The sequence below is a fragment of the Winogradskyella undariae genome, assembly GCF_013285155.1.
GTDB classification, from domain to species: domain Bacteria; phylum Bacteroidota; class Bacteroidia; order Flavobacteriales; family Flavobacteriaceae; genus Winogradskyella; species Winogradskyella undariae.
The window spans coordinates 379,109-390,709 of sequence record NZ_JABTEL010000002.1 but is presented as its reverse complement, the minus strand read 5'-3'; the positions used below and the strand labels follow the sequence as shown (position 1 = coordinate 390,709).

11 protein-coding genes are annotated in these 11,601 nt (G+C 30.1%); 5 read left to right on the top strand and 6 right to left on the bottom strand.

What is annotated here, in order from left to right:
* The first annotated feature begins 14 nt into the window (after positions 1–14).
* Together HSX10_RS04145 and HSX10_RS04140 are read left to right on the top strand one after the other, a co-directional pair.
* Complete coding sequence (locus HSX10_RS04145) at positions 15–2,039, top strand: tetratricopeptide repeat-containing sensor histidine kinase (RefSeq protein WP_173586942.1); 2,025 nt, start codon at positions 15–17, stop codon at positions 2,037–2,039.
* Between the two features lie 3 nt (positions 2,040–2,042).
* The gene (locus tag HSX10_RS04140; RefSeq protein ID WP_173586941.1) at positions 2,043–2,675 is read left to right on the top strand and encodes a response regulator; all 633 of its coding nucleotides are present in this window, start codon (positions 2,043–2,045) and stop codon (positions 2,673–2,675) included.
* An 871-nt stretch (positions 2,676–3,546) separates the two neighbouring features.
* Here HSX10_RS04140 and yajC read toward each other — a convergent pair.
* The 4 genes from yajC to HSX10_RS04120 all read right to left on the bottom strand — a co-directional run bounded on the left by yajC (position 3,547) and on the right by HSX10_RS04120 (position 6,789).
* Complete coding sequence (gene yajC, locus HSX10_RS04135; RefSeq protein ID WP_173586940.1) at positions 3,547–3,837, bottom strand: preprotein translocase subunit YajC; 291 nt, start codon at positions 3,835–3,837, stop codon at positions 3,547–3,549.
* A gap of 25 nt (positions 3,838–3,862) precedes the next feature.
* Positions 3,863–4,426, bottom strand: coding sequence for a DUF1573 domain-containing protein (locus HSX10_RS04130; protein WP_173586939.1), 564 nt, complete (start codon positions 4,424–4,426; stop codon positions 3,863–3,865).
* Between the two features lie 207 nt (positions 4,427–4,633).
* On the bottom strand, positions 4,634–5,578 hold the full coding sequence (gene nusB, locus HSX10_RS04125) for a transcription antitermination factor NusB (RefSeq protein WP_254453193.1): 945 nt from the start codon (positions 5,576–5,578) through the stop codon (positions 4,634–4,636).
* Between the two features lie 107 nt (positions 5,579–5,685).
* Entirely contained in the window at positions 5,686–6,789 is a 1,104-nt protein-coding gene (locus HSX10_RS04120) for a Glu/Leu/Phe/Val family dehydrogenase (protein WP_173586938.1), read from the bottom strand.
* 132 nt (positions 6,790–6,921) lie between these two features.
* Here HSX10_RS04120 and HSX10_RS04115 point away from each other — a divergent pair, with 132 nt between their 5' ends.
* Together HSX10_RS04115 and HSX10_RS04110 are read left to right on the top strand one after the other, a co-directional pair.
* Positions 6,922–8,676: an ABC transporter ATP-binding protein gene (locus tag HSX10_RS04115; protein ID WP_173586937.1), complete on the top strand. Its 1,755-nt coding sequence runs from the start codon at positions 6,922–6,924 to the stop codon at positions 8,674–8,676.
* 64 nt (positions 8,677–8,740) lie between these two features.
* A complete protein-coding gene (locus HSX10_RS04110) occupies positions 8,741–9,121 on the top strand; it encodes a PUR family DNA/RNA-binding protein (RefSeq protein WP_173586936.1) in 381 nt (126 codons plus the stop codon).
* A gap of 73 nt (positions 9,122–9,194) precedes the next feature.
* On the opposite strand, the gene HSX10_RS04105 is transcribed toward HSX10_RS04110, so the two are convergent.
* Positions 9,195–9,530, bottom strand: a complete 336-nt coding sequence (locus tag HSX10_RS04105; RefSeq protein WP_173586935.1) for a tRNA-binding protein — start codon at positions 9,528–9,530, stop codon at positions 9,195–9,197.
* Positions 9,531–9,583: 53 nt separating this feature from the next.
* Between HSX10_RS04105 and HSX10_RS04100 the strand changes: the two genes are divergently transcribed.
* Positions 9,584–10,138 carry a thioredoxin family protein gene (locus HSX10_RS04100; RefSeq protein WP_173586934.1) on the top strand — a complete coding sequence of 185 codons (555 nt, stop codon included), beginning with the start codon at positions 9,584–9,586 and terminating at the stop codon, positions 10,136–10,138.
* A gap of 150 nt (positions 10,139–10,288) precedes the next feature.
* Here HSX10_RS04100 and HSX10_RS04095 read toward each other — a convergent pair whose 3' ends face one another.
* The gene (locus HSX10_RS04095; RefSeq protein WP_173586933.1) at positions 10,289–11,575 is read right to left on the bottom strand and encodes a tetratricopeptide repeat protein; all 1,287 of its coding nucleotides are present in this window, start codon (positions 11,573–11,575) and stop codon (positions 10,289–10,291) included.
* Positions 11,576–11,601 lie beyond the last annotated feature (26 nt).

Below are 11,601 nucleotides of genomic sequence, written 5' to 3'. Positions count from 1 at the left end.
TATAAATAACATCAATGAAAACTATATATATAGTATTTTTACTATTAACTTACTCCATTACTTATGCGCAAGACCCAACGCCTCAACATAAAGTTGAGGCGTTAAAAGCGCTTATAAAAACCGAAAATAACAGCGGTAAAAAATTAAAATTACTAGATAGTGTAACCGATTTTCTTATTGATTATCCCAAATTAGGCTATGACTCTATTTCTAGAGTCACTATAGATTATTCAATACAATTAGATTCGTTTAATATTGCCTCTCGTAATATTCAAAACCTTATTAACTATCACAATAATATTTTAGGGCAACCCACAAAAGGTGTTACACTATTCAATACCTATTTTAACACCTTAAAAAATCATATTACAGATAGAAATATGGCTGGCATTTATATAGATGCTGGTGATAGTTTTTATGCCACAAAAGAAATAGACACTGCCATATCTTATTATAACAAGGCTAAATTATATGCTGAAAAAGCAGGTAACGACCGCTTAAAAGCCTTTGCTATTTTAAACCAAGGCTATGCCTACATCGACGAAGCAGAATATGCAAAAGCATCCCAATACATACAAGAAGCATCGGGAATCTTCACATCAGTAAAAGACACCTTTAACATTATTGCTTCAAAGAATGCGTTATCTATTATATATAGTACTAATGGATTTATTAAAGAGGCAAAACATGAGCGTGATGACGCCATTGCTTTAGCTAAAATCACTAAAAATTATAGTTTTCTCGTCTCTCTTTATTCTAATTACGCTGCAGACAATAATAAACAAGGTTTACAAAAAGAGCGGTTAAAACATTTACACAAGGCTGCTGCTGTAAATAAAAAATCGAACTACTTTGAGTATTTTAATCCTATACTATTACATTCATTAGTTATCGCTTATGCAGAAAACGACAGTATTGCTAAAGCCAAATCCTATTTTGAGACACTAATAAAAGACAAAAAAAATATAGAAGGTATTTATGAAAGTAAATATTATAAAGCTTGTGGGTATTTAGCTTTTGCAGAAAAAGATTACAATGAAGCACTAAATTGGGGATTGAAATATCTTAACATTGTAAAAACCTCTAATCAAATAGAAAATATAGAAGATGGAGAAGCTTTTTTAGCGAAGATTTACGAAAAACGTAATGAATACAGTAAGGCTTATTCTCATTTAAAGTCTGCAAAAAAAATTGAAGACTCCTTAAAATCTGTCCAAAAAAATAATGCTTTAAGCTATTATCAAACCCTTTATGAAACTAATAAACGTGATGACAAAATTAAGAACCAAAAGAATGAGATTGAACTTTTAGACTTACAAAACAAGCATAAAGCAGAATTATTTTGGGGAAGCATCATGCTTTTACTAGCCTTATTTTCCATTGTTTATTTATGGCGCTCTAAAAAGTATACTCAAAAGAATGTTCAGCTTCAAAAAGCTTTTGCTCAAGATTTAGTCCATAGTGTTGAAGCAGAACGTAAGCGCATCTCTAGTGAACTTCATGATAGTGTTGGCCAAAGCTTATTACTCATTAAAAACAAAATCTTTCTAGAAAACGAAAGCAATAACGATACATCTTTGGTCGATGGAGCTATTAATGAAGTTAGAACTATATCACAACAGTTACACCCTTTTCAATTTGAAAAGCTAGGCTTAATAAATTCAATAAAAAATACGGTATCCAACTTTCAGAAAAATTCAGACATTTTTTATTCTGAAAATATAGATATTGAGACTTTAAATATCCCTAAAGACAGTGAAATTTTTATTTATAGAATGCTACAAGAATGCTTAAATAATGTTGAAAAACATTCAGAAGCAAAAGCTTGTGCTATAAGTGTAGAGGATTTAAAGAATGTGGTTCTATTCCAAATAAAGGATAATGGTATTGGTTTTGATCTCACCGAAAATACTGAATTACTTAATAGTTTAGGTATGAAAACCATAAAAGAGCGTACAAAGCTTATTGGAGCACAATTGAGTATTGATTCTGTTAAAGGAAAAGGAACAACTATTCAAATAAAGGTTCAGAAAAAATAAGCTATGTCTACTACTATTATTCTTGCAGACGATCATCCTCTATTACTCAATGGGACTAAAGATTTTTTAGAAAAAAAGAGGTTTAAAGTTATTGCCATCGCTACTGATGGTAATACTGCCTACAATAAAATTGTAGAGCTACAGCCAGATATTGCTATTTTGGATTTTGATATGCCTAAACTAAATGGCTTAGAAGTAGCGCATCAAATTAAATACAATAAAATAAATACAAAAGTTATCATTTTAACCTTACATAAGCAAGAATCTATATTAAAAGAAGTAGGAAAAAACATATATGGATACATCACAAAAGATAGTGCTTTACAAGAATTGGAAGCCTGTTTAGAAAGTATAAATAATAACATTAATTATATTGGTAAAAAATTAAATAGCAGTATACACTTTGATGGTCATACAGATTCTAACTTTCTAAAACTTAGTCCTACCGAAATTAAAATTTTAAAATATTTAGATAAAAACTTAAATAGCAATCAAATCGCAGAAGAATTATTTATATCTAAACGTACCGTTGAAAAACACCGCAGTAATATTATTAAAAAATTAGAAATAGATACCACTAACCAAAATGCACTCTTTGTTTGGTTAAAAAAACATCCAAATATACTTAATACGTAGACCTACGTATACTACTACTGCTCAATAAATAATAGTTTTAAGGAACCGCTAACCATACTATATTATCGCTCCTATACACAATTATTATGCACCTATTAATTGCTGGATCTTAAACATTTTTTCTATTGAAATGCTAAATAGAAATGTATATATTATAAAACCAGACGGCTATAGTTACATCGTTTTAAAATCAGAAAAAGTAAATACTATATTATACTATAAACCTCTTATAAGCCCTTTATTACTTACCTCAAAAGAAAAAGTGACATATTATATTGTTAAGTGCAGACCAACTTATGTCGGCTATTTAATAAGACACAAAATCACAATGACTTAAATAAACAAGTGCTTTTTTAATTTATCTATCGTGTGCTAAATTAAAAACAATTACACCTACGGTATTAGACAATATTATAATTCATTTAAACTCTACAACCGAAGATAAATTACTACTTCAATTTCAAAAACGTTATCCAAATTCTCATAATATTGAATTGCTATTTAAACAAAATATTGGATTATCACTTAGTCAATATAAAGCCATTTTATTAAACACTACGTAGACCTACGCATTGTTAACTTTTAATAAAATATATAATTTAGCAGTATCAAATAGAAGACCAAACTTAAAAGAAAATATTTAAAGTGCTATTAATCGAGGGAGAGCAGGTTAGGACATTTTTTTGCTTAGCCTGTTTTTTTATTAAATAGAGCCTCTTAAACATTAATCAAAGTATAGGCTTACCCTTTTGTTTATTATTAATTAAATATAATATATAAACACATTATAAATCTACACACTAAACAACCTAAAAAAAGCCATTCAAATTAATGAATGGCTTTTCTAATATTTGTAATCAATACAGTAGGCTTATTTTACAACAGCTGGTGCATTTAATTTATTACTCATTTCCATAGAAATTGCAGAACGGTCAAATTTAATTTTACCAGCTAATGTTTCAATAACACAGCTACTATCTTTTTCATTCAACTCTACAATTTTTCCGTGCATACCACTTTTTGTGATAACACGATCGCCACGCTTTAATTCGCTAGCAAATTTTTTCTCTTGTTTAGAGCGTTTCATCTGTGGTGCAATCATAAAGAAATACATCACTGCAAAAATAGCGATAAACGGTAAAAATGATCCTATTGCGTCCATTTGGAATTATTATATGTAAAAATTATTAATCGTGGTTATGACCTTCGTGACCTGGTTGCGTAGAAGATTTTCTTGGTGTAGCAGCATCAATAGCTAAAGGATTAACCTTACTTGTTGCAGTATTTGCTGCTTTAACAGGAGCATTAGGATCTGCACTAATCATAGCAGTAATTCTTACTGGTATTTTTCCTTTTTCTGTGTTAGCGGTCATAGTTAAAGATTTTGTTACTTTACCATTACCTCTACCATTAAATTTCACAGTAAATTGCCCCGTTTCACCAGGCTGAACTTCTTTAGTAAAATTAGAAGGTACTGTACATCCACAAGTACTTTTAATATCACTTACGACTAACATAGAGTTTCCTGTATTAGTATACTTGAAAATAGTTTCAACAGGAGTTCCGTTTACAATGTTTCCAAAATCATGCTCTGTCTTATCTAAAGTAAGCACTGCAAAATCACCTGCACTTGCATCTCTTTCAGCTGCAACGGCAACATTTTCGTTTTTAACTTTACTAGCGGCATCATCTTTACAAGATGTAAAAGCTACCATGCATAATGCACTTAATCCTAAAATTACTTTTTTCATTATTTATTTTATTTTGATAGTTAATATACAGCTAGCGAAGTTAATGATTATTTTAAGGAATTAAAATTTTTAGTTCTTTGTTAACACAATATTTACAAGAAATAACTTACTCTATAAAAGAACTAAATTATCATCAATAACCTGATATACTGTCTTTATTTAATGACCTTTATTCTTATTTAGATATAGAAAAAAGGTCAATTAAAATTACATTAAGCCTCTTCCTGTTTTCACATGAATATTCTCAGCCTGATATTCCTTTACAACTTTATCTAAAATACCGTTAATAAAATAACTACTCTTTGGAGTAGAATATTCTTTTGCGATTTCTAAATATTCGTTGATTGTAACCTTATGTGGAATAGATGGAAATTTCTGAAATTCGCAAAGTGCCATTTTTAATAACACTCCATCTAAACTCGCTAGACGATCTGAATCCCAATTCGTTGTTTTCCCATTGATTTCTTCTGTAAACTTAGAATTATTTAGAAAAGTTTTCTTAAATAGCTCTATAGCAAAATCTCTATCTTCATCATCTTTATACAACTCAGGTAATAAAGCAGTTTCTGGAGACGTTAATTTTAACTTTCGTAAAACCTTTAGCATCGCTGTATTTACAACTGGTAAATCATCTACCCAAGTTAATTTTTTGTCTTCAAAAAAGTCAAAAAGCTTTTCGTTTGGAGCTATAATTTCAGTAAAAATATCTAAAACAAATTGTTTGTCTCTCTTAAAATTAGGTTCTTCCTCTTCTGTATATGCTTTATAAATATCACTCTTTAAAATTTCTTTAAAAAGAATATCAACATATTCAAATTCTAAATCCCAGAAATTTAATTTATGACTAGAAATAACATCTTTTAACATTGTATTACTACTAATGCAATTAAGAAGTTGATTCTCCTGAAATTTTAAATCGGGATTTTTATCTGCGGCAGTACCTAAGAGTTTATTTTGTAGTTTCTCGTTATGGTTCTTACTCTTTTTATGCAGTTCGGTTAATAAAGCTAAAAGCGACAGGTACAAATCGTACATGTTATCTAAACTGTGTAATAAAAACTTTTGTTCTTTTATTAAATCATCACTTTCGGTACCTTTAAAAGCATACATAGATTGCATAACTTTAATTCTGATGTGTCTTCTGTTTAGCATGTGTAAGAACTTACTTTATTTTTTGATTATTAAAAAAAGGTGAACTACTTAAAGTTCACCCTGCAAAAATACTATTATTTAATTTTTATATTAGAATTTAATCTTGACTATTTTAAGTTTTCTCTCTTTCTAGTTGCAATACGTTCTCTAGCGATGTTTAACGCAGCATCATTTGTAGTTAAATTATTCACTTTTGCGTTATCTAAAATCTCTAATGTTGTATTATAGATGTTTTCTGTTTTACGCATTATTTCCTGTCTTCCGTAATTTTCTAATTCTGCATAAACATTGATAATCCCACCTGCGTTTATTAAGAAATCTGGTGCGTAAACAATACCACGTTCTTGCAAAATTAAACCGTGCTTGTTTTCCTCAGCTAATTGATTATTTGCTGCACCTGCAATTACTTTTGCTTTTAGTTTATGAATTGTATCGTCATTAATCGTTGCTCCTAATGCACAAGGCGCATAAATATCCATATCTTCACTATAAATATCGTTACCTCCATAAATATTTACACCATATTTAGAGCGCACTTCTTCTAAACGCTCTTGGCTAATATCTGAGATTGTAACATTGGCACCTTCGTTAACTAAATGTTCTACTAAAGCTTCACCTACATTACCGATTCCTTGTACAAAAACATTTTTATTTTCTAAAATATCTGAACCAAATTGGAATTTAGATGCCGCTTTCATTCCCATAAAAACACCATAAGCTGTAATTGGAGATGGATTACCAGCTCCTCCTTTACTTTCGGAAATTCCTGTAACATAAGGCGTCACTTCTCTTACAGTATCCATATCTTCGGTCGTCATACCAACATCTTCTGCTGTTATATAACGTCCGCCTAATGAATTTACAAACTCACCAAAGCGTTTCATTAATTCTGGTGTTTTCTGTATTTTAGCATCACCTATAATGACCGCTTTACCACCACCAAGATTTAAACCTGTAATGGCTGATTTAAATGTCATACCACGAGATAAACGCAATACATCATTTAAAGCTTCCCATTCATTAGCATAATTCCACATTCTTGTACCCCCTAAAGCAGGCCCTAAAACTGTGTTATGAATACCAATTATAGCTTTTAAACCAGTATCTTTGTCATTGCAAAAAACAATTTGCTCATGATCATCAAAAGAATGCTGTCCGAAAACCGGATCTATTTTTTTGAGTTCTTTTGAAGTTATAATTTCTGAAGTCATATCACTTAAAATTTAGGGTGTCTTTAGAGTTTCTAAAAACAGCTTGCAAAAGTAAATTATAATTAAAGGATTAGCAAAACATTAACTATTAAATACAATTCTAGTAATACTTTTGAGCCACTAAACTATAGAATGAAAGCACTTAAACACCTTAACAAATACTTCTACAAATACAGATATAGATTAATCATTGGTATCATTATCACCATTATAGCCAAGGTATTTGCCTTATTTACCCCAAGATTAATTGGAGCTTGTATTAATATTGTTTCTGACCGATTAGATGGAAAAATTTCAGATGAAATTTTTAAAAGTGACTTAACAATTTACACCATTTACCTTATTGGAGCCGCTATTATAGCTGGAATATTTACATTTTTAATGCGTCAAACGATAATTAATGTGTCTCGCCATGTTGAATTTGATCTTAAAAATGAAATTTATAAGCATTACCAAATTCTGTCTTTAAATTTTTATAAAACAAATAGGACTGGAGATTTAATGAACCGAATTAGTGAAGATGTTGGTAAAGTTAGAATGTACGTTGGTCCTGCAATAATGTATACCATAAACACCATTACTTTATTTGTTATCGCAATCATTTATATGATGGATAGATCTCCTTCATTAACTTTATACACCTTACTACCTCTACCCTTTTTATCTGTAGTAATTTATAAGTTAAGCCGTTTAATTAACAAACGTAGTACAATTGTACAACAATCATTATCTACGTTATCTACATATTCTCAGGAGACTTTTAGTGGAATTTCTGTTATAAAATCTTATGGCATTGAACCAAGAACTAATGCCGAGTTTGAACACCTTTCTTCAGAAAACAGACAGAAGCAAATTAGTCTTACAAAGGTGCAGGCCTTATTTTTCCCAATGATGATATTATTAATTGGGGTGAGTAACCTTATTGTTATTTATGCAGGAGGTATGCAATATATGAGTGGTGAAATTGAAAAAATAGGGACTATTGCAGAATTTATTATATATGTTAATATGCTAACTTGGCCAGTTGCAACTGTAGGTTGGGTAACCTCTTTAGTACAACAAGCCGAAGCTTCACAAGTACGAATCAACGAATTTTTAGATACAGAACCAGATATAAAAAACACAACTACTGCTTTAACACCTATTAAAGGTGATATTGAATTTAAAAATGTATCCTTTACCTATCAAGACACAAATATAGAAGCATTAAAAGACATCAGTTTCACATTAAAATCGGGACAAACATTAGCCATTTTAGGAAAAACAGGTTCAGGAAAATCTACTATTTTAGACTTAATTGGTCGTTTGTATGATATTAATAAAGGTGCTCTTTTAATTGATAATAAAAACATAGCTGACTTAAATCTCTTCAGTTTAAGAGAAAGTATAGGTTATGTACCTCAAGATGCATTCTTGTTTTCAGATACTATAAAGAATAATATTAAGTTTGGTAAAGAAGATGCGACTGACGAAGAAGTAATTGCCGCTGCAACAAATGCTAAAGTTCATAAAAACATTATTGGTTTCAATAGAGGTTACGACACCGTATTAGGTGAACGTGGAATTACACTTTCTGGAGGACAAAAACAGCGTGTATCTATTGCAAGAGCTATTATTAAAAAACCAGAGATTTTATTATTTGATGATTGCCTTTCTGCGGTTGATACAGAAACTGAAGAAAAGATATTAAATAACCTTGTTAAGCTGACAAAAAACAAGACAACAATTATTGTAAGTCACCGTATATCATCAGCGAAAAATGCTGATCAAATTATTATTTTAGAAGACGGGAAAGTTATAGAGTCAGGGAACCACGAAACCCTTATAAATACTGATGGTTACTACAAGGAATTATACCACAAACAACGCTCCGAAAAAGAAAAGTAATTATTTGTTGTTTAGGTTACTTTTTTTTTAGATTTTTGGATTGAAATTAAAATAAGATTGAGTTATGAGTGATTATGAAATGACGGACAAAGAAGAAATCTATTCTAAAGTATTACGTGCAGGAAGGAGAACATATTTTTTTGATGTTAGAGCAACAAAAGCTGGGGATTATTATTTAACAGTTACTGAAAGTAAAAAGTTCACTAATGATGATGGATCTTTTTATTACAAAAAACATAAGATTTATTTATATAAAGAAGACTTTACCGAATTTAAAGAAATTTTAGCTGAAATGACTGATTATATTATTAATGAAAAAGGTCAGGAAGTTATTAGCGAACGTCATCAAAAAGATTTTAAACGTGAAGATGAGTTTGTAACTGAAGAAGTAAAAACATCAGGAGACACAGAAAGTTTTACAGATATTAGCTTTGACGATATCTAAGATAAATTATATTAAACTATAAAATCCCCTGATAAAAATTTATCAGGGAATTTTATTTTTAGATTATAGATTTTTAAGAAATAGGACTCCCATTTTTAACTTTAGTTTCTGGATGTAATAAAAACACATCATTTGATTTTACTGCACCAACAACTAAACATTCACTCATAAAATTAGCTATTTGCTTTTTAGGAAAATTAACGACAGCCACAATTTGCCTATCTATTAAATCTTCTTTTTGATATTGAGTTGTAATTTGGGCAGAAGTTTTTTTAAATCCTAAAACACCAAAATCTATAATTAATTGATAAGCTGAACGATGTGCTTTAGGAAAAGCATTCACTTCTACAATTGTACCTATTCTTAAATCTACTTTTGTAAAGTCTTCAAATGTTACTATCTTTTCCATATCTTTTGCTGAGGTCAATATAACGGATTAATAAAAACAAATATAAAGAAATAATGGCTCGTACAGAATCTAACATGCTACCCTTAGGCACCATAGCACCGCACTTCAGACTTAAAGATAGTGTAGATAACACAAAGAAATCTCTAAACGAATTAAAAGGTACAACAGGAACATTGGTGATGTTTATATGTAACCACTGTCCCTTTGTTAATCATGTAAGCTCAGAACTATCTCAATTAGCTAAAGATTACATTTCAAAAGGTATTAACTGTATTGCTATTTCTAGTAATGATGTCTTAACCCATCCGCAAGACAGACCCGATTTAATGGCCAAATACGCAATAAATGAAGATTATATATTTCCATATTTATACGATCAAACTCAAAATATTGCAAAAGCCTATAATGCTGCTTGTACACCTGATTTTTTCTTATTCGATGCCGATTTAAAATTAGTCTATACAGGTCAATTAGATGATTCTAGACCTGAGAATGACAAACCTGTAACAGGAAAAGATCTTAGAGCTGCAATGACTGCTTTAATAACAAATACGCCTATAAGCGCTGATCAAAAACCAAGTATGGGTTGCAGCATTAAGTGGAAATAAATTTCACGGCATTATTAAAAAGCTATTTACTTATTTATAGCCTATATAGATATAATATATATTTATTCTAGCCTCTTAATTCTTTACAAAAAAAATGGTCGGAATTTCTTCCGACCATTTTTTTTGTTCTTGTAATAAGAATACTAAACTTTAGTTACCAGCAGCAGAAGCTTCCATTGCTTCAACTCTAGCTCGCATAGTTTTAAATTTATCTGTTTCTCCTAATGCACTATAGATATTCATTAATGTTTTAGCAGCATCAATATTAGATTCTTTTAATTCTAATGATTTTTCTAGATAAGGAATAGCATCAGAATATAATTGAGAACGCTTTTCTTTAAGTTCATCATATTTTCTATTATCAGCAGAACTTGTACCTAAACCATTCATTTCTTCAACAATTGCAGCTTCACCTGCTAAAATAACAACAGCTAAATTAGTATATGCATCCACATAATTAGGGTTAATTGTAATAGCCTTATTGTAATATTTAATAGCAGATTCTGAGTTACCAGCTTCAGCAGCTAAAACACCTAAGTTATACTGTAGTTCAGCATTATCTGGATCTTTCTGAGTCGCTTGCTCCATTAACTCCTTAAATTTATCTCTATTACCCATTTTTAAATAAACATTTGCTTCAGATAATAATAACCCTATATCGTCAGGGTTTTGAGATCTAGCATCAGACATTGCTGCTAATGCTTTTTCATTCTCTCCTTGAGACACATAAATTAAAGCTATATTTTTTACAATTTCAGCGGCATTAGATTCACTTTTTTCATCTCTAGGCTTGTTATGTAATTTAGCTTTTAAAGAAAAAGTTCTTTGTGCTTTATCTGGAAAAAGTTCCTCCTCACCTGTTTCTGCATTGGTTGCAAAATAATTCATTTTGATACCTGTGTAACCAAGATTCTTTAGTTCAATATAATAATCTAAAGCAGTATCATAATCTTGTTCAGTTACTGCTGATGAAGCGGCATAATATAAATACAATGTATCTTGCGGAGACATTCTATAAACTTTTTCAAAACCTTTAGCCGCAGCTTTATAATTTTTACTTGAAAATGCATTATTGGCATTGGTTAAAAATGTATTAACCATTCCTTCAGACATTACATTAGCTTCTTGGGTATATTTTAATTTACCCATTTTAGATTCTAATTCTTTTAAGTTGTCTAAACTTACTATCGCTTCATCAATATTAGCATCAGTACCTTTACCTTCTGCATATAAAGCCTGAGCTTTTAAATAATAAAACTTTGCTTTAGTTTTATCGTCCATACTACCAATCAGAGCTTCCGCTGAAGTTACTGCAGATTTGGCATCTCCAAAATTTGAATTCTTTAGTGCCTTCTCAATTGCTTTTACCTCATTTTTTTGAGCAAAGGACATTGACGAAACAGCTAAGAGTAGCATTAATGTCATTAATTTTTTCATCTTGTAATAAATAATTTATTTGTTAA

What these genes read in the sequence shown, in the direction of transcription:
- HSX10_RS04145 (WP_173586942.1), top strand. Translation starts at nt 15, where the DNA reads ATGAAAACTATATATATAGTATTTTTACTATTAACTTACTCCATTACT.
- HSX10_RS04140 (WP_173586941.1), top strand. Translation starts at nt 2,043, where the DNA reads ATGTCTACTACTATTATTCTTGCAGACGATCATCCTCTATTACTCAAT.
- yajC (WP_173586940.1), bottom strand. Translation starts at nt 3,837, where the DNA reads ATGGACGCAATAGGATCATTTTTACCGTTTATCGCTATTTTTGCAGTG.
- HSX10_RS04130 (WP_173586939.1), bottom strand. Translation starts at nt 4,426, where the DNA reads ATGAAAAAAGTAATTTTAGGATTAAGTGCATTATGCATGGTAGCTTTT.
- nusB (WP_254453193.1), bottom strand. Translation starts at nt 5,578, where the DNA reads ATGCTAAACAGAAGACACATCAGAATTAAAGTTATGCAATCTATGTAT.
- HSX10_RS04120 (WP_173586938.1), bottom strand. Translation starts at nt 6,789, where the DNA reads ATGACTTCAGAAATTATAACTTCAAAAGAACTCAAAAAAATAGATCCG.
- HSX10_RS04115 (WP_173586937.1), top strand. Translation starts at nt 6,922, where the DNA reads ATGAAAGCACTTAAACACCTTAACAAATACTTCTACAAATACAGATAT.
- HSX10_RS04110 (WP_173586936.1), top strand. Translation starts at nt 8,741, where the DNA reads ATGAGTGATTATGAAATGACGGACAAAGAAGAAATCTATTCTAAAGTA.
- HSX10_RS04105 (WP_173586935.1), bottom strand. Translation starts at nt 9,530, where the DNA reads ATGGAAAAGATAGTAACATTTGAAGACTTTACAAAAGTAGATTTAAGA.
- HSX10_RS04100 (WP_173586934.1), top strand. Translation starts at nt 9,584, where the DNA reads ATGGCTCGTACAGAATCTAACATGCTACCCTTAGGCACCATAGCACCG.
- HSX10_RS04095 (WP_173586933.1), bottom strand. Translation starts at nt 11,575, where the DNA reads ATGAAAAAATTAATGACATTAATGCTACTCTTAGCTGTTTCGTCAATG.